The following is a 20,583-nucleotide window of genomic DNA, read 5'->3' as shown; positions in this document are numbered from 1 at the left end:
CAGCCTTTCGCAGTACCCGGGTCGACGCGCGAATCGGTTGTCGAGGAAGTGCGGCGGGATCCGCGACACGGGTGCCTGGCGACGGCGAGATAGCAGGCGGGTGTCGGCCTGCTTCGGCTACGGGGAACGGGCCTGTGCGACCGTGATATTCGTCGGCGAACTGGTCGGTGTCGGAACCGACGAGCAGGCCTTGCGGCACGACAGGAAGACGTGCACGCCGACGCGGCGGCTGCCCGACTATCGCGCGGATTCCGCTCGAAGGTGCATTTGCGGATCAGTGGTGCGGTGGGGGCGAAGGCAAGCATCGATGTCGTGCAGCAGGCGAGTGCTGTCGAACGGCTTGGCGATAACCGGCAGATCCGCTGGGTCGGTGTCGATTTCCTTGTGTAGGTGTGCCGGATACCCGGACATCAGCAGGATTCGGGTCCCAGTGGCGGTGTCGTGAATGGCGGTCACGAAGTCGCGCAGGCTCATGCCGGGCATGACGATGTCGGCGAGCACCAGCGCGACCGGTGACTGCGAGAGCACGGCGAGAGCGTCCAGCCGCGTGGTGGTCACCGTCGTCTCGTAGCCGGCGTTGCTGAGCACTCTTGAGGCGACCCGGGCGATGTCGTCGTTGTCGTCGACCACGACGATCCGGGTGGCCGGGGGTGGACGGTCCGGCTCGTCGAGGGTGTCGACGGTCTTCTGCTGCCGAGCGCAGGTCGGCAGGTAAATGGTCAGGCGGGTGCCCCGGCCGGGCTCGGACCAAAGGTCCACGGCGCCGTTGGCCTCTTTGGCGACGCCGTAGACCGTGGACAAGCCGAGGCCGGTGCCTTTGCCGGGGCCTTTGGTGCTGAAGAACGGTTCGAAGGCGTGCTGGACGACTTCGGGTGGCATGCCGTGGCCGGTGTCTTCGACGAAGAGGCGTATGTGCTCGCCGCGGGACAATTCGGGGTATGCAGGATCCTCGCCGGCGGGACGGGTGGAAGTGTTGACCGTGATGCTGCCGCCGTCGGGCATGGCGGCGCGGGAGTTCACCACGGTGTTCATGATGATCTGCTCGAGCCGGCTGCGATCGATGGCAACGAATGGCAGGTCGGGTTCCAGTTCGACGGCGAAGGTGATGTCCTCGCCGATGGTGCGGCGCAGCAGGGTGAGCGAGTGGGTGAGCACTTCGTTGAGGTCCAGTACCTCCGGTTGCGACGGCTGTGACCTGCTGAAGATGAGCAGTTGCCGGGTGAGTGCCGTGCCCTGCATGGCGGCGCGTTCGATGCCTTCGATGTCATCACGGCATTCGTGGTCGGCGGGCAGCGCATCGAGGACGAGGTCGGCGAACCCCTTGATCACGCCGAGGATGTTGTTGAAGTCATGGGCGATCCCGCCGCTGAGCTGTCCCAGCGAGTCGAGGCGTTCGGCCTGGTGCAGTTGGTGTTGCAGGTCGCGGCGTTCGTTCTCACCGCGGACTTGCTCGGTGACGTCGCGCAGGATGCCCTCGACGCCGACCTGGCGGTGGTCGTCGCCGTACGCGGGAATGGTGCGCTGTTCCACCCAGGCGTCGTCGCCGCCCGGTCGATGCCAGTGCAATACGTTGCGCTGGGGACTGTCCGAGTACCACGAGGCAAGGAATTGTTCCCGGTCTTGGGGATCCGCGGCGGTCAGCAGAAGTTCGGGGTCGCGCGCCAGTTCCTCCGGAGTGGCGCCGATCAGGGTTGTCACCGCCGGGCTGATGTACTCGACCTCGGGTTCGGGGCGCAGCCGGAGCCGGAACACGACGTCCTGCAGGTGCTCGGCGACGAGCCGGTAGCGTTCCTCCATGACGTCCAGGGCAGCTTGGATCTCCCGCCGGTGCCGTCGGTCGTGTGCCTCGTCGAGTTCCCGGCAGACGGCGGGAACCAGGCGGCTGAGGTTGTCCTTGAGGACGAAGTCGCGGGCACCGGCACGCATCAAGGCCGCGGCTGCCTCTTCGCCGATCTGCCCGGAAACCAGGATGAGCGGTATGTCCAGGCCGGTGCTGCGGAGCAGATCGAGCGCGTCGACGACCTCCAGGGCGGGCATGTGGCCGTCGGAGATGACCAGATCCGGCGGGCGGTCGCGCAGTTGCTGACGCATGGCTTCGATCGTCTCGACGCGTTCGAAGGTGACCTCGAGGCCGTCGTGGCGCAACCTTCGGATAATGAAGAAGGCGTCGTCCGGGCTGTCCTCTAGCAGCAGCAGGTGCGCCGTGCGTGGCACCGCCTACTCCGCCGTGCCGCGGGTGTGCGCCGCGGTCTGGTTGACCAGCAGCCAGTAGAGGCCGAGGACGCGGACAGCCTCAAGGAAGTTGTCGAATTCGACCGGCTTGCGGACGTAGCTGTTGGCGCCGAGGTCGTAGCTGCTGACGATGTCCTGTTCCTCGCTCGAGGTAGTCAGCACCACGACGGAGAGATACTTGGTGCGCTCATCGCTGCGGATGGCGCGCAGCACATCCAGGCCGCTGAGTTTGGGAAGATTGATGTCGAGCAGGATCAGCTCGGGCACGATCGGTTTGCCGTTGGCGGGCAGCAGGTATTCGATCGCCTGCTCGCCGTCGTCGGCCACGATGACCCGGTTGCCGATGTTGTTCTTCCGTAGCGCCCGCTTGGTCAGCACGACGTCGTCCGGGCTGTCCTCCACGAGCAGGATGGTGCCGTCGTTCGGCGCCGCCCGGATGGGCGCTTCGGCGGCCTGAGACGTACTCATTTCGCGCCGACCAAGGCGGGCCGGGCGGCTTGCCCGGGTTGTTCGTTCATTGGTCCCTCCAGCGAGAAGTAGAAGCTCGCGCCTTGGTCGGGTACGGCTTCGGCGAAGACCCGACCGCCGTGGCGGTGCACGATGCGGGCCACGATGGCCAGCCCGATACCGGTGCCCTCGAACTCGGCGGCCGGATGCAGCCGCTTGAACGCGGTGAACAGCTTGTCCGCGTACCGCATGTCGAAGCCGGCACCATTGTCCCGGACCACGAACAGTGTCTCGCCGGCGCGTTCGCATTGGTCCACCTCGACCACCGGTTCCGCGTTGCGGCCGGTGAACTTCCACGCGTTCGCCATGAGGTTGCGCAGCAACAGCAAGAGCAGGTCGGGGTCGGCGTGAGTCCTGAGCCCGTCGTGCACGATCACCTTCACTTGCCGGTGCGGGTCGGCGGTGGCGAGTTCCTCGGCGATTTCGTGGGCGATCGCGCCGAGGTCGACGTCGCTGCGGACCAGTTCCACCCGGGTGGAGCGGGAGAGGTTCAGCAGGTCGTCGATCATGTGGCCCATCCGGGCCACGTTGGCCTGCAGCCGGCCGAGATACTCACGGCCGTCCTCGTCCAGCTGGTCGGTGTAGTCGTCGAGCAGTGCCTGACTGTAGCCGTGCAGCGAGCGCAGGGGAGCGCGCAGGTCGTGCGAGACGGTGTACGCGAACGCGTCCAGCTCCTTGTTCGAGGCTTCCAACTCGGCGGTGCGGTTGCGTACCCGGGTCTCCAGCTCCGCGGCGAGCGTGCGGGCCTCGTGCTCGGCCTGCTTCCACTCGGTGATGTCGGTGGAGATGCCGCACACCGCGTACGGCTCGGCCTTGCTGTCGAAGACCGGGAATTTCACCGAGACGTACGTACGTGGGCCGATGTCGGTCTGCGCGGTCTCCTCGAACTGCACCGTACGGCCCTGCCGAGCCGTCCACAGATCGTTCTCCCGCAACTCGGCGGCGAGTTCGGGCGGGAACACACCCTGGTCGGTGAGGTTGATCACCCGTTCCCGGCCGACCTTGAACAGCCGCTCCCACTCCCGGTTCACCAGCAGGTAGCGGCCGTTGTCGATGCGCTTCATGTAGATGACCGCGGCCGTGTTGTCGATCAGCTTCTGCAGCTGATTGTGGCTGGCTTGGGCATCTGACTCGGCTGCCGCCCGGCCCTGCATTTGCGCCCGGCCGGCGCGTACGGCGACCGCGCCGAACAGAACAAGGATGATCAGGTCGGCGCAGACGGCCACAGCGCCGGCGAGATCGGGGCGCCCAATGGCGCCCCCCACCACCACCGCGAGTAGGCCGACGGTGGCAGCAGTCGCGACGGCAACCGCAAGTGCCGCCCAGCCCGGCGTGTTGGCAGGCGCCACGGACACCGACTCGGTCGGCCCGCTGAAGGGCACGCTCGAGGAAGACCGCGGGGAAGCAGCCGAGGCGCCGAGTTCAGTCGAAGGCATCGGGTGCTCCTCACCGGGCTTCGAGACCACCATCTGCCGGTGATTCTACGAGCAATTTGCCCAGGTCAGAGCGTTTTGCGGCAAGAGAATCGGCGATGTGGAAACATCCGCTCGATAGCTATGCGACCTCCGTGGCGAGGGTCTCGTCGATGGTGGCAATGAGGTTGAGAACGCCGGCGTGGTCGGTGGCCGACCCGTACACGATGCCGAGGTAGCCGAGGGTTCCCCGGCGCCAGTCGAGCCGGTCGCCGGCCTGACGGAACACCTCGACATGCTGGATGCCCGGTCGCCGGGACAGTTGCTCGACACCGTCCAGGCGCCGTAGCACGCCGGCGTCCATCGGAGCAGTGAGGAAGTACTGGAACGCGCACCGTCGATAGACCGGCTCCGGGACGTAGACCGGGTGGCCGAGGCAGGCGGACAGGCTCAGCCGCACGAGATCGATCCCACGGGCGCGGCGGACCAGGTCGGCGACGTAGCCGCCGAGCCGCCCGTTGACCTCGATCACGCGAGGACCGTTCGGGGTGAGCTTGACCTCGACGTGCGTGACACCGACCGTGACGCCCAGCGCCCGTACCGCGGCCTCGGCGGCCTCCAGCACGGCGTGCCGCCACAGGGCGGACAGCGTCGAGGGCACCACATATCCGGTCTCCCGAAACGGCGGCGCCAGCGGGAACTTGCCGGTCACCTCGACGTGCCGGACCCGCCCCGCGACGATGACCGATTCCACGGAGACGTAGTCGCCGAAGCCAGACCCGGCCACCGACGGGTCACCGGGCAGCATGTCCTCTAGGACGAATTCGCCGGGTGGGAACTCACTCAGTCGCCCCGACGCCTCGCTGAGGCTGTCCACCCGACAGGTGTACGCGCTGCCGGCGCCGGCCCGGGGTTTCAGGACGGCGGGCAGACCGACCTCGGTCAGCGCCGCAGGTAGATCAGCCGGCCCGGACAACGCGTGAAAGCGGGGGCCTGGCACCCCGGCCTGCCTCAGTAAGGTCCGCTGGACGTATTTGTCGGTCACCGCCACGGCCGCCGACGGGCTGAGGTAGCTGAGGCCGGCGTGGCGGGCGATATCAGCGGTGCGGCGGATCTGGGCCTCGCTGAACGTGACGATCCCGGCCAGCCCCAAGCCGGCGACCGGGTCGGTGTGCACGCCGGTGATGTCGTGCACCTCGGCGAAGTCGGTCAGCTCATCCAACGCTGAGGCGACGTACGGCAGGTTCCGGTCGCAGAGGAAGACCACCTTGCAGAGCCCGCGTGCGGCCGCCAGGATACTCAACGGCGTAGCCGCGCCGAAGTTCAGGACGACGCCCACCCGCGGAAGGGAGGCCACGCCGCACCTTCCCGTCGCGTGCTGCTTCAGGCCTTCGCCGGCGGGGCCGTCGGTCGGGGCCGTGAGGACCCGCCTGGCGCGGATGGTCATGCGGCACGCGGCGGCTGGGCGAGGTATCCCGCGGTCTGAAAGAAGTCGATGTAGTGGTCCAGCAGGGCGGCGTCGACCGGTGGCACTCGGATTCCGGCGCCGGTCAGCGCGGCGTCCGCACGTCCGTGACCAAAGGTGGGGAAGTGCTCGGCGAAGAACATCTCCTTGAGGACCAGGCCGCTGCGCGGGGACCTGTCCACCCACAGCGAGAGAAACGGGATGAAAGGGTGGTCCGGATGGTCGCAGGCGAACCGGACCACCTGGGGCACCCAGGACGCGAACGGCTCGTACTCGATGCGGTAACCGCGGGCACGTAACCGGGTCACCATGTCGCGCAGGTTCGCCGGCGCTGGGTTGGCCAGGTGATACGTGCCCGGCACGGTTGGCCGGCGCGTGGCGATGTGGGTGATCTGTGCCGCGAGGACGTCCACCGGGATCAGGTCGAGGGACAGGTTGATGTCGGGCGCCACCCCGCTGTCCACGATCACCTTGAACAGGGCGCACGTGGCGCTCTCCAGATTCCAGGCACCACTGCGCAAGTCGCCGGAGATCTCGTACGGGCGGTGCACCGCCACGGGCAGCCCGGCGTTACGCGCCCGGGCCAGTAGCCGCTCAGCCACCCACTTTGCCTCGGTGTAGCCCATGTACAAGTGTTCGGGGAATGTGAGCGGTGTGTCCTCCTCCACTCGACTGACACCCGCCGCGCCGAAGCCGGCGATGACCGCGAGGGTCGAGACGTAGTGCAACGGGATGCCCCGGTGTGCGGCCGCCAACCGGATCAGCTCGGCCGTCCCGCCCACGGTTACCGGCGCCAGTTGACCATATGGATAGGTGAAATTCACATAGGAGCCTGCGTGCACGATGAGGTCGAGCCGCCGGGCATACCCGTCGAACCGGGCCTCGTTCCAGCCGAACGACGCATGGCCGAGGTCGCCGGCGAGGGCAACCACCCGCCCGTCGGGAAGCGGCCCGAGACCGTATCGCTGCTGCCCGTCGGCGAGACGCCGGCGGGCCTGCTCGTCGTCGTCCGCTCGTACGAGGCAATGGATTCGGGCCGCGGTGCCAGCGAGCAGGTGGCGCAGCAGGTAGGTGCCCAGGAAACCGGAGGCGCCGGTCAGCAGGATTTCCTCCGGCACTGGCGACGTGGACCTGGCGATCCGGGCAGGCAGCGGCAGATCCACCCCGGCGGCCTGGCGGAAGTCGATCTCGGCTCCTGCCTCGTCCCGGGTGAGCGTGCCGTCCCGGGCCGCGCGCACTGCCGCCGCGCAGCCCCGCAGTGACGGGTCCGCCAGCAGACGGCGGGTGAGGAAACGGCTCTGGCGGGCATCGATGCCGAACAGGACCTGCAGCCGGGCGAAGATCGTGGCGGCCAGCAGCGAGTTGCCGCCTAGTTCGAAGAACTCGTCATCGGGCGCTACCTGGCCCACGCCGAGGACCTCCTCCCACAGCCGGGCCAGACCCACCTCCACTGGGGACTCCTCGCCACCCGGCACCGATGTGACCGTCGGTCGTCCCCCGGCGCTGAGGATTGCGCGGTCGAGCTTCCCGCTGGCGGTCAGCGGCAGGTCCTGTACGGGGATGAACCTGCCCGGCAGCATGTACGCCGGCAACCGCTCGCCCAATACGGCCCGCAGCCGACCCGGCTCAGCCCGGCCGCCCGATCCCCGCAGCGGCGTATAGAACGCCTCGATCACCTTGCCCGACGGCGCCCCGGTGACCACGACAGCGGCTTCGCCCACCTCCGGGCAGTCTCGCAACGCCGCCTCGATCTCGTCCAGCTCGATGCGAAAGTCCCGTACCTTGACCATGCGGTCCCGGCGGCCCAGGAAGTCCAACTCCCCGTCCGGCAGCCACCTCGCCCGGTCTCCCGTCCGAAACAGTCGGCCGCCTGGCGCACTTCCGAACCGGTCCGGCATGAACCGCAGCTCCGAAAGCTCGCGATCGTTCACATAGCCCAACGCCACACCGTCGCCGCCTACCCACAGCTCACCCTCGTCGCCCACGCCCACCCGGACGCCCTCATCGGAGACCACGTAACAGCTCGAGTTGGCGATCGGACGGCCGATCGGGATGCGGGCCAGCCCGGCCGGCACTTCGGCGACCCGATACGTCGCGGAGAACGTGGTGTTCTCCGTCGGCCCATATCCGTTCACCAGTTGTCCCGGAGCGCCCGCGCGGAGCACCTCCCGCACCACGCTGGGATTGAGCACATCACCGCCACTAATCAAGAAATCCACGGTACGGAACATGTCCGGCTGAGCCTGGGCAAGATGGTGGAAGACCCCGGACGACAACCACAGCACGCCGATCCGCTCGTCCACCAGCAGCCGGTTCATCGCCGAGCCGTCCAGCAGCATCTCCCGGTCCACAGTGACCAGGCACCCGCCGTTGAGCAATGCTCCCCACATCTCGAAAACCGAGGCGTCGAACGTCGGGTGGCCCGTGGCCGCCACCCGCGCACCCGGCCGGAAACGCACAAAGTCTGTCTCCAGCACCAGCCGCGCCACGGATCGGTGCGCCACCGCCACCGCCTTCGGCGTTCCCGTCGCTCCCGAGGTGAACAAGATGTAGGCAGGATCCGCTGGCCTGGTCGGCACCGAGGGCCGGCCGCGGGCCGAACCGTCGCGGTGCTCCGCGACCGGGACCACGATCGGCCCGCCGGTCTCGCCGACGACGCCCGGCAGGCCCACCACGCGGCCGATACCCAACTCCCGCATCAACGCGCGACGACGCGGGACCGGATCATCCGGGTCAAGCGGTACATAGCTTCCGCCAGACTTCATGATCGCCAACGCGCCCACCGGCGCCTCCAGGCACCGATGGCCCAGCAACCCCACCGGTTCGCCAGGCAACACACCGGCTTCGATCAACGCCCAGGCCGCCCGATCAGACCACTCGTCCAGCTGACAGTAGGAGATCTCCCGACCCGCATCGCGCACCGCCGCAGCCGACGGATAGCGACCCGCGCATGCGGCGAAAAGCTCGGGAATGGTCTTGTTCGCCGGATAGGCGCTGCGCCTACCCTGCTCGCGCAGCGCCCAGCCATCCGCACCATCGAGACCCGTCGGCGGCCCTAACTCCATCACCCGAGCGTCCACCGGCGAGACCCCAACAGCAGCGCCCGCTACGAAATCCTCGCGGGATCCGACAGAAGCGACCCGACCAAGCCCTTTATCAACGTTCGCGCGACGAGCGGCACCGACTTGCGCACCACCCTTTGGCGCGACTGCGCCGCTCACGTTACGGATCCCCAGCCACACCGCCTAGCCGGTCGATTTTGGTGAACCGGCTGTGGGCCGCGGGAAGGCGTAGGACTTCCAGCCGAGCTGATCGTGATGGGTGGCCAGCTCTCGCATGTGCGCGAAGCTGATGGCGCCCGCGACGAACGCCAGACCGGCGACGAACAGGGCGGTAAGGACCAACAGCGTCTTGTCGGTTCGGGTCTTCATCGGGTCACCTCCTGATCGGTAGCAGCGGACGCGAGCAGCGCCGACAGGGCGGCAAGTACCGGCGCGGCGTGGTCGGCGGACAGGGACAGCTCGACCTCGCCGACCTGCACGTGCAGGTACAGCGCGCACCGCCATGGGGCGCACGCCCCGGTCAGCCAGGCCGTCCCGCCTCCCGCGGGGAGCCCCATGGCCGTGCTGAGCGTGAGCGGGATGGGTGCCGACCGGTGTTCACCGCCGACGCCGGACCGGTAGTCGTTGGCCTGGCTGGCCGGGTCGGCGGTGCAGCCGGCCGGGTCGCACCAGATCGGATGCGGGACGGGTGCGGTTGATGGACAGGTGTTCTGAACTGGGAAAACGCCGTCACATCGGTTCTGGCTTTTTTCGGTCATTGACTACGGTGAAGAGCCAGACCGCCCACGGCCTGTCCGCCCTGCGGCGCATTCTCGGCGACCGCTCGTTCAGCCAGATCGGATCGGGAGGGTCGCGATGAACGACGAGGAGTACGGGACGTCCGCGTTGACCACGCTGCTCGTGGATCCGCGCCCGGTCACCAAGGTGGACCTGGACCAGGCCGTACGCGACGGCCGCAAGATCCGGCGGCGGCGCCACTGGGTCGCGGCTGCCGCGGTGGTCGCCCTGGTCGCGGCCACCGCGGTCGGCGGCACGACGATGGTTCGGGCGGCCCGCGGTCCGCAGCCGCTGCCGAAGCCGGCCACCACACCGGTCCCGGCCGACCCCACGGTGCCCAGGTCGTGCACGGTCGGCGCGTTGCCCGCCGGGAAGACCAAGTCGGTGTCGGTGGTGGGCGGCGAGCCGACCGGACACTGGTACGTCGGGACGGAGAACCCGATGGCCCTGCGTACCACCGGCACGGTGATCTGGCATGACGGCCGGCTGGTCGCCGAGCTCCGCGGCCGGGACGAGATCCGGATGTTCGCGGTGAACTCCGCGGGCGTCGCCGTCGGCTGGGACAAGCTGCACCCGGTCTACATCCGCGACGGCGTCGAGGTCACCATGAAGGGCGGCGCCCAGCCGAAGGCGATCAACAGCTCCGGCGTCGTGGTCGGCGAGGGCAGCCCGGTGGACACGCGCAAGTCGTACGCCGCTCGGTGGTCTTCGCCGGATGCCGAGCCGCAACGGCTGCCCGACATCGGCGGCCGGCGCGCCGAGGGCGCGTACGTCGTCGCCGACAACGGCCTCGTCATCGGCAACTCGAGCGATCGCAGCGCCCTGCTGCTCTGGTATCCCGACGGCCGGACCAAGGCCGTACCGGTGCCGAGCGGCGCGATGTTCCACCCGGTCGCGTACCGCAATGGCTGGATCTATGTCGAGATGCTCGGCCTCGACGGCGGGTATCGCTATGCACCGGCGACCGGGGTCTGGCAGAAACTGCCGTCGGTGGTGCCGGCCACCACCTCCGACGACAACCCGCGGATCTACGCCGGCCCGCAGTCGTTCGCCCTGCCGATTCCGCCGGACCTGCCGGCGGGGGCCGCGTTCGACATCACCGCCATGAGCGACGACGCCCGCCACATCGGCGGTTTCACCTTGGCGAGCATGGCGGATCTGGCCTTCCCTTCCGGGGCGTTCGTGTGGTCCTGCAAGTAACCAGGATGAGGGGTGGCTCGCATGAAAATGCGGGATGGTGCATAATCTGTGGCGTGACTAAGGTCCTCTCCTCTCTTCCCGTCGGCGAGCGGGTCGGCATCGCCTTCTCCGGTGGCCTCGACACGTCGGTCGCGGTCGCGTGGATGCGTGAGAAGGGCGCCGTGCCCTGCGCTTACACCGCCGAGATCGGGCAGTACGACGAGCCCGACGTGACCTCCGTGCCCGACCGCGCCCTCGCCTACGGCGCCGAGCTCGCCCGGCTCGTCGACTGCCGGTCGGCGCTCGTCGAGGAGGGGCTTGCCGCCCTCGCCTGCGGCGCCTTCCACATCCGCTCCGGCGGCCGCACCTACTTCAACACCACGCCGCTCGGCCGGGCGGTCACCGGCACCCTGCTCGTGCGGGCCATGCTCGACGACCGCGTGCAGATCTGGGGCGACGGCTCGACGTTCAAGGGCAACGACATCGAGCGCTTCTACCGGTACGGGCTGCTGGCCAACCCGTCGCTGCGCATCTACAAGCCGTGGCTGGACAAGACGTTCGTCGCCGAGCTCGGCGGGCGCAAGGAGATGAGCGAGTGGCTGCTCGCCCACGACCTGCCCTATCGGGACTCGACCGAGAAGGCGTATTCGACCGACGCCAACATCTGGGGCGCCACCCACGAGGCCAAGTCGCTGGAGCAGCTCGACGCCGGGATCGAGATCGTCGAGCCGATCATGGGCGTCAAGTTCTGGGATCTCGACGTGGCGATCGCGACCGAGGACGTGACCATCGGGTTTGCCGAGGGCCGGCCGGTCACGATCAACGGCAAGGAGTTCGGGTCGGCGGTCGACCTGGTACTGGAGGCCAACGCGGTCGGCGGCCGGCACGGGCTGGGCATGTCCGACCAGATCGAGAACCGGATCATCGAGGCCAAGAGCCGCGGCATCTACGAGGCGCCCGGCATGGCGCTGCTGCACATCGCGTACGAGCGGTTGGTCAGCGCGATCCACAACGAGGACACCGTGGCCAGCTACCACACCGAGGGCCGCAAGCTGGGCCGCCTCATGTACGAGGGCCGCTGGCTCGACCCGCAGGCGCTGATGCTGCGCGAGTCCCTGCAGCGCTGGGTCGGCAACGCGGTGACCGGCGAGGTCACCCTCCGGCTGCGCCGCGGCGACGACTACTCGGTGCTGAACACGGCCGGCCCGGCCTTCAGCTACCACCCGGAGAAGCTGTCGATGGAGCGGACCGAGACGCCCGCGTTCGCGCCGGCCGACCGGATCGGCCAGCTGACGATGCGCAACCTCGACATCGCCGACAGCCGTACGAAGCTGGAGCAGTACGCGCGCCTCGGCATGGTCGGCAGCCCTCACGGGCTGGTCGGCGCCCTGCCCGCCGGCGGCGCCGAGGAGATCGCCTCGCGCGGCGCCGTGGCCGCCGAGGACGACCTGCTCGACCAGGCCGCCATGGAGTCCGGCACCGACTGACCGCCGAGCCGGGCCCTGATCCGGTCCGCCTCCGACGGGTTGAGCCGTTCGAGGACCGTCAGGGCCCGGCACCAGGTGGCCCGGGCGCCGGCGGTGTTGCCGGCGTCGGACTGCGCGTCGCCGAGCCCGACCATGCTGTCCGCCTCCTGGTACCGGTCGCCGACCTCGCGGAACAGGGCGCAGGCGCGCAGGTAGCGCCGGATCGCGGCGGCCGGCTCGCCGAGACCGCGGTGGATGTAGCCGAGGCTGTCCAGCGCGAGGGCCTCCCGGTACGGATCGTCGATCTCCCGATGCAGCCGGGCCGCGCGCTCGCAGTAGCCCAGCGCCGCGTCGAGGTCGCCGAGGTGCGCCCGGAACCAGCCGACGGCGTTGAGCGCGCTGGCCTCGCCGCTGCGGTGGCCGGCCGCCTGGTACAGCCGCAGTGCGCGCTCCGCGTGATCCAGCGCCGGGAAGAAGCGGTGCCGGCGGGCGTGCGCCCGGGCCAGGCCGCGGTGCGCATCACCCTGCCCGACCAGGTCACCCGCGGCGGCAAAAAGATCAAGAGCAAGATCAAGTTGCGGTACGGCGTCCGCGTTGCGCCCGAGGAAGGTGTACGCGTACGCCAGTTGACGCCGGACCAGCGCCTCGGCGGCGGGGTCGGCCAGCCGGCCGACGGCGGCCAGCGCCGACTCCTGGACCTGGACCCCGTGCCGCCAGTGGCCGCGCCGGGCGAGGTAGGTGTTCAGCGCCCAGGCCAGCCGCCAGACGTGGGTGTCGAGCCCGAGCCGCTCCGCCTGCCGGACCGCGGCCAGCAGGGCCGGATGCTCGGTGGCGAACCAGTCCAGCGCCGCGTGCCGCCCGGCGATCCCGGCCACCGGGGCGGCCGGCCCGATCGTCCGGCGGTGCGGATCGAGCAGGTGGTCCGCGGCGCAGGCGGTGTGCAGGTAGTGGTCGAGGAGCCGGCCGGCCGCGGCGGCCGCCCCGTCCGCGGTCTGCTCCGCCGCGTACAGCCGGACCAGGTCGTGCATGCGGTAACGACCCGGCGCGGGCTCCTGCACGAGGTGGGCGTCGGCGAGCTCGCGCAGCAGTGTCCGGCCGTGGGCGACCGGCACGCCGAGGAGGCCGGCGGCCGCGTCGAGACCGATCTCCGGGCCGGGCGCCCGGCCGAGCAGCGCGAATGCCCGGACGGTCGGAGCCGGGAGCGCTTCGAGCGAACAGGACAACACGGCGCGTACGTTCGCGGTCAACTCGCCGGCGTCGAGCCCGTCGAGCCGGGCCGAGGCCTCGCCGAGCTCCGTGGCCAGCGCCGCGAGCGGCAGGCCGGGTTGCAGCGCGGCCCGCGAGGCGACGACGGACAACGCCAGCGGCAGGCCGGCGCACTGGCCGAGCAGGGCGTCGACGGCCACCGGCTCGAGCGCGGTCCGGCCGGGACCGAGCTGGCGGCCCAGGACGTCGCGGGCCTCGGCATCGCCGAGGGCCGCCAGGGTCAGCGGCCTCGCGCCGTACGCGGTGATCAGGCCGCCGAGCCGGTGCCGGCTGGTCACCAGGACGCCGGCGGTGGGCGACCCCGGCAGCAACGGCGTGACCTGGTTGGAGTCGCGCGCGTTGTCCAGCACGATCAGCAGCCGCCGCCCGGCCACCAGCCGGCGGTAGAGCGCGGCCTGCCCGTCCACCTCGACCGGGATCGCCGCGGGGTCGACCCCGAGCGCGTCGAGCAGGCCGCGCAGCGCCTCCGCCACGGCGACCGGCGGGCCGCACGGGTCGTACCCGCGCAGGTTGAGATAGAGCTGACCGTCCGGAAACCGGTCGGCGTGGTCGTGCGCCCACCGCAGCGCCAGCCAGGTCTTGCCCATGCCGCCGGTGCCGCCGACCACCGCGATCACCGCCGCGCCGCCCGGCCCGGGCCGGCCGGTCAGCACCGCGCCGAGCTCCGCCAGCTCGCGGCACCGCCCGGCGAACCCGGCCGGCGGGGCCGGCAACCGCGGCGGCCCCCCGTTCGGCGCCCGCGCCGCCAGCCCCGGGTGGCCGGCGAGGATCTGCTGGTGCAGGCGCTGAAGCGGCGGCACGGGATCGGCGCCCAACTCCGCGGCGAGCCGGCGGTGGAGGTCGCGATAGACCCGCAGGGCATCGGCCTGCCGGCCACACCGGTACAGGGCCAGCATCAGCTGCCCGGCCAGCCGCTCGTCCAACGGGTCCGCCCCGGCCCGCAGCGCCAGGTCGGCGAGCAGCCCGGCGTGCCGCCCCGCCGCCAGCGCCACGTCGTTGCGGTCCAGTTCCGCGGCGAGCCGCTCGCGCTGCAGGGCCGCGCGCACCTCGGCGAGCCACGGGGTGTCGAGCGCACCGAACGGCTCCCCGCACCAGAGACCGAGGGCCTGCTCGAACAGCTCGTACGCGCCGCCGGCATCCGCCGTGGCCCGGGCGCGCGTGGCCAGCACCCGGAACCGATGCAGGTCGACGCTCATCGGGTCGGTGTCGAGCACGTACCCCGCGGGCCGGCGCGCGATGGCCGGCCCGTCGAGCTCCGCGAAGATCCGCCGCAGCCGCGACAGGTAGCTGTGCAGCACGCCCCGTACCCGCTGCGGTGCCCGCTCTCCCCAGACCCGGTCCAGCAGCCGCTCCGCCGGTACCGGCCGCCCGGCGTCCACCAGCAGCGCGGCCAGCACACACTGCTGCCGCTCGTGCCCGATCTCGACCCGCCGCCCGCCGGCCCGAACCTCGATGTCTCCCAGTACGACGAACTCCACGACCTCCACAGTGCGGGCCACCCCCGCCCGACACCGGCCCACTGTCGCCCAACCGACCCCTGACCAGCGGGGTCTGGGTGTGCGGCAACGGATTGGCGGCGAACACCCTGACCGCCGATTCGGCGAATCGCGCTATGGTGGCGCCATGGCAGAGTCTCGCACGGTAACTTTGCCGGTCGTCGTCGAGCGCGATGAGGATGGCGTCTGGTGTGCTCACGCCCAGCTGCGTCCCGGCCTCGGAGCGCATGGCGAGGGCGCGACTGAGGAAGCCGCGCTGGAGGATCTCCGTGAGGCGCTGACTGGGCTTATCGAAGAGTTCGGCGTTCCCCGGGAGCTCTCCGTCACCGTCGCTGCCTGATGCCTGCCCTTCCCTCCGGCTCCGGCACCCGCATCGTCCGCGCTTTAGAGCGGCACGGCTTCAAACTGGCGCGAGTCGCCGGGAGTCACCCCATCATGCGTCACCCGGATGGACGTGGCACCACAGTCCCGGTGCACGGCCACCGCGACGTCGCAAAGGGGACCCTGGCGGCATGCTCAGCGATGTCGGCATGACGATCGATCAGCTTGCCCCCTGAACCGACGCCGCATGGAACCGTAGCCCGTCCGCGTCGATTCCGCTGATGGCAAGCGGCGCCGCGACCAGACCGTCGAGCGCGCCGCCACACCGCGGGGTCCGACGATCACCCCCGCGTAAATGGACCCGAACCCGTGACCAGCGGATTGCAGGACTCCTCAAAACTCGTGCAGGAGGGCGCCGGAACCCTGGGCCGCATCCGGCCGGTGACTCGCACCGGCCCGATGTTGGGGAGTGTCATGGTGAAAACACCGATGCGATGGGTGGCCGTGCTGGTCCTGGCGGTCTCGGCGAGTGCGTGGTGGGCGCCGGGGCCCGCGGCGGCGGTGCCGCTGCCGGCCATCAGCGGCGTGGTGAAGGCATCCTCGACACCGTCGCGCCGCCCGCCCCAGTGGGCGGCCCGGCGACCAGCGTGCTGGTCGAGGCCGACGAGAGCGACCCGCTCGCCGGCGACTGGAACGTCACCGCCTTCGCGATCTGCGCCGACCCGCTCAGCGGCCAGCAGGTGGTCGCGGCCTCCACGGCGTCCGGGTCCGCGAACGACGGTGCACGGGCGGACTGCACGGGCCAGGTGGCGACCGGGAGCGGCGCGGAGATCGTCGGAGTGGTCGGCGAGGTGGTCATCGACAACGCATACCCGATCGACGGGTCCGCCGTGTCCGCACCGACCGCGACCACGGTCTACGGCCAGGAGGAGGACGGGACGACCGGTAGCTGGTACATCACGGCCTATGCCCTCTGTGCGGACGGGTAACGGGACGGTCCGGCACCCGGTGGGCCGCGCCGGCGGCCGCCGTGCGGCGCATGACGTTGTCGAGCGGGCTGGTCATCCCCTACCACATAGCCAGACCGTGAATTGCTAAATCCTTCATTTCGTCAATTCACCGCCTCCGAATCTGCTAGAACTTCGTGAGGCGGTGAAGCCACCCCACCGAGCGAAACCGCTGCTCCGGCAGGCAGGAATGCGCGGACAGGAGGCCACCGTGGCAAACCCCGCGACCGAAGTCCGCGAGCTTCTCGCCCGGTGGTGCGAGGGGCCGCCCGCGCGCGGAGACGTGCTGGCCGATCTGGATCGCCGCGGCTGGCCGTCGGTGTCGAGCCCGGATGACCTGTCGGCGGCCATCGCCGATCCGGGGTGGGGCCGCGAGCAGGGATATTTTCTGCTGCTCGCCTTCGACCGTCACGACCTGGCCGGTTTCACGGCGTTCGTGCCGACCGGCTCCCGCGCCGAGCCGGTGCCCTCGGCGGTCGCGATCGGGTCCGCGGCGCAGCGGCTGTGGGGTGCCGGTGACCGGCTCGGGCCCGGCTGGCTGGCCTGGGACACGCCGTGCGGCCGCTGCGAGATCAAGCAGGCGGACGCCACGGTGGTGTCGTGGCTGTACACCGGGCCCGACGGTCAGCGGAGGCCGGCCGCGGCGTCGTAGATGGTGGCGGTGATGCGCGGGTCGCCGGCGTCCGGCAGCAGGTCGCCGGGCGGGGCGAGGCGGGCCAGGGCGTGGGCGGCGGCGAACCGGTCGGTGACGTCGATGCCGACCCGGCGGCGCACCGCGATGCTGAGCAGCCCCGGCAGGGCCAGCAGCGGGTGCAGCTGCTGAGGGCCGGTCGCGCCGGGCTCGAAGGTCAGCGTGATGCCCCGCGGATCGGCGCCGATTGACAGGTCGATCAGCGCGTCGTAGCGCACCGGCAGGTCGTCCAGGACCGCGTCGGCCGTACGGCTGCCGGCGAAGCTGAGGTCGCGGGCGCCGGCCGCGGTCAGCAACGCGCCGATCCCCGGAGCGGCGTCCGCGTCGATGACCAGGACGCGGATGCCGGCGAGGAGGGCACGCGCCCGCCGCACCGCGTTGATCAGGGCGGCCACCACCACGACCGCGGCGCCGTCGTCGCCCGTGTCGAGGACGGGGAGATCGGGCTGCGAGCGCGCGAGCCGGATGCGTACGGCGTCGATCTCATCGGGGCGGATGTGCTGGAGGCAGACGGCCGCGTAGCCGGAATCGAGCTCCGCGGTCGCCTCGTCGACCGAGACCGAGGTGATCTCCAGGCCGCTGTGGTAACGCAGGAACTCCGCGTGCTCGGGCGCGGCGCCGGCGTCGCCGACCAGAGCCACCCGGCGCCGCTGCTCGATGTAGTGGTCCACCGCGTCCCCCCGAGTCCGCCACCCGAACGGCGGCGAAGCACATATTAGCAATTGAAGAAACCTTCAACTAGAAGCCCGGGACGCGCGACGGCTTCAGGAACTGTGGAGGTGCAAAACTCTGCAAGTCAGCCAACCTTTAGCATGAAGGATCGCAACCCGCGTGTCCCACCGGTCGGACACTGTGTGCGATCTGCGGACCTTTCGGCGCGAGATTCTCGGCGCACATGGCAAAGCCCTCGAAGGAGTCGGACATGGCGGAGATGGACGTCGCACTGAAGGACGCGATGCAGATCGACGGAGCGGTCGGAGCCGCCCTCGTCGATCACTCCAGCGGAATGGCGCTGGGAACCGTCGGCGGTGGCAAGGACCTCGACCTGACGGTCGCCGCCGCCGGCAACACGGACGTCGTACGCGCGAAGCTGCGGGCGATGGAGATGCTCAACATCTCCGAGAAGGTCGAGGACATCCTCATCACGCTCGACACCCAGTACCACGTGATCCGGCCGCTGGCCAGCCGGTCCGGCAAGGGCCTCTTCCTCTACCTGGTGCTCAAGAAGGACCGGGCCAACCTGGCCATGGCCCGCCACCGGCTGCGGACGATCGAGCAGACGCTCGACATGTAGGGCCCGGCGGCCCTACCTCGTGTTGGTCAGGTCCTCGGCCACACCGGGGCTCTCGACGGGGTGGGCGGGCGTCTGCAGCTCGGCCAGCAACCCGTCGCGGTCGGTCAGGATCTCGCCGAGGATGCGCCGGCCCGCCGCCAGCAGATCGAGCACCGCGGGCGTGCTGAGGGCATACATCACCGCGCCGCCGTCGCGGTAGGAAACCACGATGCCGGCCCGGCGCAGGACGGCAAGCTGCTGCGACAGGCTGGACGGCTCGATGTCGATCTCCGCGAGGAGGTCGCGCACCGGCTTCGGCCCGGGCTGCAACAACTCCAGAACCCGAATGCGTACGGGATGCCCCAGCGTCCGGAACATCTCGGCTTTGGCCTGGTACAACGGCACTGACACGAGCGTCCCCCAAGTTGGTCGACCGCCACCAGGCTACAGGACAGCGTGGTGCGACTCGGATGGGCGACATCGCGCCGAGGGAGGGATCCATGATCGACGGGTCGACGCTCTGCCGGCGCGTTCAGGCCGGCCAGTCGTGGCGCGGCAACGACCTGACGGCCGGCGGCTACCTCGCCGCGGAGCACTGCCCGGTCGTGGGGCTGCCCACCGAGTGCCGCACCGACGAACACGTCGTACGGCACGGCTTTGCGGTGGAGTTGCGGCCCCACGGCCAGTGGTACTTCTTCCCCGACATCGCCCCGGCCGTGGCGTTCGGCCGGGCCGCCCGGATGTCGCTCGAGTGCGTCGTGCACGGCCTCTACCGGGCGGCCCACGAGATGCTGTACTGCGCGATCCACGAGGTGGACGAGCGGGTCCTGCACGTCGCCGGCGACCGCATCGACTGGCTCCCGGACGAGGCGGAGCACCTGGAACGGTTCGTCCGCGGCGTACGGGCGGAATTCCTCACCCGGGGTGACCACCTTCCGGCGGCGCCGCCGTTTAGAGCGTCTGCACCTTGTTGAGGGCCTGCTCCAGCACCACCAGCAGCGCGTCGGCCACCGAGGAGCGCTGCCGGGCGTCGAAGGCGATGACCGGCACGCGCTCGTTGACCGCCAGTGCCCAGCGGACCTCGGTCAGCTCGTGCGTCAGTTCGCCGTCGAAGGTGTTCACCGCCACCGCGAACGGCAGCCCGGAGCGCTCGAAGTAGTCCACCGACTGGTAGCAGTCGTTCAGCCGGGCACTGTCGGCCACCACGAGCGCCCCGAGCGCGCCGTTGACCAGGCTGTCCCACATGAAGCCGAACCGGTCCTGGCCGGGCGTGCCGAACAGGTAGAGCTTGAGGGTCTCGTCGATGGTCACGCAGCCGAAGTCCATGGCGACCGTGGTCGTGGTCTTGTGGCTGTCCGCGCGCGGCTCGTCCACCCCGATGGCCACCGAGGTCATCTCGGCCTCGGTGGTCAGCGGGGCGATCTCGGAGATCGAGCGGACCGTGGTCGTCTTGCCGACGCCGAAGCCCCCGGCCACGATGATCTTGACGGGGACCGGGGGCCGTTTGAGCGGGGCGTCAGGAAAGAGCGCGTAGGCCATGCATGACTCGCAGAATGGTGTCGGCGGAAACGGGACTCAGGGTGTCGGCGACGTGCACGTCGAGCCAGCCGGCGGCGCGTAGGTCGGCGACGAGGATCTTGGTGACGCCGAGGTGCAGGCGGAGCCGGGCGGAGATCTCGGCGACCGAGATCGGCCGTCCGCACAGCCCCACCATCGCCTGCATCTCCGGCCCCAGCGAGCCGAGCGGCACCCGGCCGACTCGCGGGTCGGCCGGGCGGAGGGTCACCTGGGTCTCGACGTCGATCTCGGGGTCGAGCGCGTTGACCCGGCCGGAGGTCAGGACGAACGGCCGGAGCGCCGCGGAGCGATCGCTCGCCGCGTCGCGGTTCGGGGGGCCGACCGGCGCGGCGCCGCTCGGCTGGGCCCGAAGGTACGGGGGAATTCTCCCGATCGGCTCGGGATCCGGTGTGCCGCGCCCGTCGCCGTTCAAGACTGGACGGCGCTCTTCAGTTCCGCGATCAGCCCCGGCGTCAGGGACACGCCCGCCCGGGTTCCGAACAGCGTCATCTCGTACGCCACCGTGCCGAGGTTCGCCGCCTTGCTGGCGATGACCCCGAGCGCCGACCCCCGGCTGATCGAGGTGACGACCAGGTAGCCGTCGCCCATGTCGACCACGACCCGGTTCAGCGCGCCCAGCCGGTACCAGTCGGAGGCGCCCGCCGCCAGGCTGGCCATGCCGGAGACCACCGCGGCCAGGCGGTCGGCGTCGGCCCGGTCCCGCTTGGACGACTTGGCCATGAGCAGGCCGTCCGACGAGACCACGACCGCCTCCTGCACGCCCGCCGTCCGGGTGGCGAACGAGCCGAGAAGCCAGTTGAACGTCTTCGCCTCGGCGCTGATCTCCACCGGCGACTGGATGCTGTCCATCG

The 20,583-nt window shown here is 70.3% G+C and carries 21 protein-coding genes; 8 read left to right on the top strand and 13 right to left on the bottom strand.

What is annotated here, in order from left to right; all coding sequences use genetic code 11:
* Positions 1 to 237: 237 nt before the first annotated feature.
* From IH26_RS0126655 to IH26_RS61445, 7 genes are all read right to left on the bottom strand, one after another.
* Positions 238 to 2,214 (bottom strand): hybrid sensor histidine kinase/response regulator, encoded by a 1,977-nt coding sequence (locus IH26_RS0126655; protein WP_051808523.1) that lies wholly within the window; start codon positions 2,212 to 2,214, stop codon positions 238 to 240.
* A gap of 3 nt (positions 2,215 to 2,217) precedes the next feature.
* Positions 2,218 to 2,700 carry a response regulator gene (locus IH26_RS0126650; RefSeq protein WP_051808522.1) on the bottom strand — a complete coding sequence of 161 codons (483 nt, stop codon included), beginning with the start codon at positions 2,698 to 2,700 and terminating at the stop codon, positions 2,218 to 2,220.
* Positions 2,697 to 4,175: a sensor histidine kinase gene (locus IH26_RS56135; RefSeq protein WP_169789823.1), complete on the bottom strand. Its 1,479-nt coding sequence runs from the start codon at positions 4,173 to 4,175 to the stop codon at positions 2,697 to 2,699. The genes IH26_RS0126650 and IH26_RS56135 overlap by 4 nt, the downstream gene beginning before the upstream one ends.
* A 118-nt stretch (positions 4,176 to 4,293) precedes the next feature.
* Positions 4,294 to 5,508: an ATP-grasp domain-containing protein gene (locus IH26_RS56130; protein WP_169789822.1), complete on the bottom strand. Its 1,215-nt coding sequence runs from the start codon at positions 5,506 to 5,508 to the stop codon at positions 4,294 to 4,296.
* Between the two features lie 86 nt (positions 5,509 to 5,594).
* Positions 5,595 to 8,837, bottom strand: a complete 3,243-nt coding sequence (locus IH26_RS0126635; RefSeq protein ID WP_157437405.1) for an amino acid adenylation domain-containing protein — start codon at positions 8,835 to 8,837, stop codon at positions 5,595 to 5,597.
* 24 nt (positions 8,838 to 8,861) lie between these two features.
* A complete protein-coding gene (locus IH26_RS61450; RefSeq protein WP_030438978.1) occupies positions 8,862 to 9,047 on the bottom strand; it encodes a DUF2637 domain-containing protein in 186 nt (61 codons plus the stop codon).
* The gene (locus IH26_RS61445; RefSeq protein WP_169789821.1) at positions 9,044 to 9,235 is read right to left on the bottom strand and encodes a hypothetical protein; all 192 of its coding nucleotides are present in this window, start codon (positions 9,233 to 9,235) and stop codon (positions 9,044 to 9,046) included. The genes IH26_RS61450 and IH26_RS61445 overlap by 4 nt, the downstream gene beginning before the upstream one ends.
* A 298-nt stretch (positions 9,236 to 9,533) precedes the next feature.
* On the opposite strand from IH26_RS61445, the gene IH26_RS0126620 reads away from it, so the two are divergent.
* Both IH26_RS0126620 and argG read left to right on the top strand, forming a co-directional pair.
* Complete coding sequence (locus IH26_RS0126620; protein WP_030438976.1) at positions 9,534 to 10,655, top strand: hypothetical protein; 1,122 nt, start codon at positions 9,534 to 9,536, stop codon at positions 10,653 to 10,655.
* A 53-nt stretch (positions 10,656 to 10,708) separates the two neighbouring features.
* A complete protein-coding gene (gene argG / locus IH26_RS0126615; RefSeq protein ID WP_030438975.1) occupies positions 10,709 to 12,121 on the top strand; it encodes an argininosuccinate synthase in 1,413 nt (470 codons plus the stop codon).
* Here argG and IH26_RS58270 read toward each other — a convergent pair.
* The gene (locus IH26_RS58270) at positions 12,004 to 14,844 is read right to left on the bottom strand and encodes an AfsR/SARP family transcriptional regulator (protein ID WP_157437404.1); all 2,841 of its coding nucleotides are present in this window, start codon (positions 14,842 to 14,844) and stop codon (positions 12,004 to 12,006) included. The genes argG and IH26_RS58270 overlap by 118 nt on opposite strands.
* 145 nt (positions 14,845 to 14,989) lie before the next feature.
* Between IH26_RS58270 and IH26_RS0126605 the strand changes: the two genes are divergently transcribed.
* The 4 genes from IH26_RS0126605 (at position 14,990) to IH26_RS0126595 (ending at position 16,842) form a co-directional block, all read left to right on the top strand.
* Positions 14,990 to 15,202 (top strand): type II toxin-antitoxin system HicB family antitoxin, encoded by a 213-nt coding sequence (locus IH26_RS0126605; RefSeq protein ID WP_030438973.1) that lies wholly within the window; start codon positions 14,990 to 14,992, stop codon positions 15,200 to 15,202.
* Positions 15,202 to 15,396 (top strand): type II toxin-antitoxin system HicA family toxin, encoded by a 195-nt coding sequence (locus tag IH26_RS58265; RefSeq protein ID WP_245665522.1) that lies wholly within the window; start codon positions 15,202 to 15,204, stop codon positions 15,394 to 15,396. The genes IH26_RS0126605 and IH26_RS58265 overlap by 1 nt, the downstream gene beginning before the upstream one ends.
* 281 nt (positions 15,397 to 15,677) lie before the next feature.
* A complete protein-coding gene (locus IH26_RS0126600) occupies positions 15,678 to 16,172 on the top strand; it encodes a hypothetical protein (RefSeq protein ID WP_157437403.1) in 495 nt (164 codons plus the stop codon).
* Between the two features lie 229 nt (positions 16,173 to 16,401).
* A complete protein-coding gene (locus IH26_RS0126595) occupies positions 16,402 to 16,842 on the top strand; it encodes a hypothetical protein (RefSeq protein ID WP_157437402.1) in 441 nt (146 codons plus the stop codon).
* On the opposite strand, the gene IH26_RS0126590 is transcribed toward IH26_RS0126595, so the two are convergent.
* Positions 16,815 to 17,552: a hypothetical protein gene (locus tag IH26_RS0126590; protein ID WP_030438970.1), complete on the bottom strand. Its 738-nt coding sequence runs from the start codon at positions 17,550 to 17,552 to the stop codon at positions 16,815 to 16,817. The genes IH26_RS0126595 and IH26_RS0126590 overlap by 28 nt on opposite strands.
* 251 nt (positions 17,553 to 17,803) lie before the next feature.
* On the opposite strand from IH26_RS0126590, the gene IH26_RS0126585 reads away from it, so the two are divergent.
* Positions 17,804 to 18,175 carry a hypothetical protein gene (locus tag IH26_RS0126585; protein WP_030438969.1) on the top strand — a complete coding sequence of 124 codons (372 nt, stop codon included), beginning with the start codon at positions 17,804 to 17,806 and terminating at the stop codon, positions 18,173 to 18,175.
* A gap of 12 nt (positions 18,176 to 18,187) precedes the next feature.
* Here the strand turns inward: IH26_RS0126585 and IH26_RS0126580 are convergent, their stop codons facing one another.
* Positions 18,188 to 18,565: an ArsR/SmtB family transcription factor gene (locus IH26_RS0126580; protein ID WP_051808518.1), complete on the bottom strand. Its 378-nt coding sequence runs from the start codon at positions 18,563 to 18,565 to the stop codon at positions 18,188 to 18,190.
* An 89-nt stretch (positions 18,566 to 18,654) separates the two neighbouring features.
* Between IH26_RS0126580 and IH26_RS0126575 the strand changes: the two genes are divergently transcribed.
* On the top strand, positions 18,655 to 19,128 hold the full coding sequence (locus tag IH26_RS0126575) for a hypothetical protein (RefSeq protein WP_157437401.1): 474 nt from the start codon (positions 18,655 to 18,657) through the stop codon (positions 19,126 to 19,128).
* Here the strand turns inward: IH26_RS0126575 and IH26_RS0126570 are convergent.
* The 3 genes from IH26_RS0126570 to IH26_RS0126560 are packed head-to-tail and all read right to left on the bottom strand — an operon-like array spanning position 19,106 to position 20,581.
* Positions 19,106 to 19,693 carry a GTP-binding protein gene (locus IH26_RS0126570; protein ID WP_030438966.1) on the bottom strand — a complete coding sequence of 196 codons (588 nt, stop codon included), beginning with the start codon at positions 19,691 to 19,693 and terminating at the stop codon, positions 19,106 to 19,108. The two genes, IH26_RS0126575 and IH26_RS0126570, sit on opposite strands and share 23 nt — an antisense overlap.
* Positions 19,671 to 20,144 carry a DUF742 domain-containing protein gene (locus IH26_RS0126565; protein ID WP_030438965.1) on the bottom strand — a complete coding sequence of 158 codons (474 nt, stop codon included), beginning with the start codon at positions 20,142 to 20,144 and terminating at the stop codon, positions 19,671 to 19,673. Before IH26_RS0126565 ends, IH26_RS0126570 begins: the two co-directional genes overlap by 23 nt.
* Entirely contained in the window at positions 20,141 to 20,581 is a 441-nt protein-coding gene (locus IH26_RS0126560; RefSeq protein ID WP_030438964.1) for a roadblock/LC7 domain-containing protein, read from the bottom strand. Before IH26_RS0126560 ends, IH26_RS0126565 begins: the two co-directional genes overlap by 4 nt.
* Positions 20,582 to 20,583 lie beyond the last annotated feature (2 nt).

This window comes from Actinoplanes subtropicus (genome assembly GCF_000721705.1).
GTDB lineage: Bacteria > Actinomycetota > Actinomycetes > Mycobacteriales > Micromonosporaceae > Actinoplanes > Actinoplanes subtropicus.
This window is presented reverse-complemented; position numbering and strand designations above follow the sequence as displayed.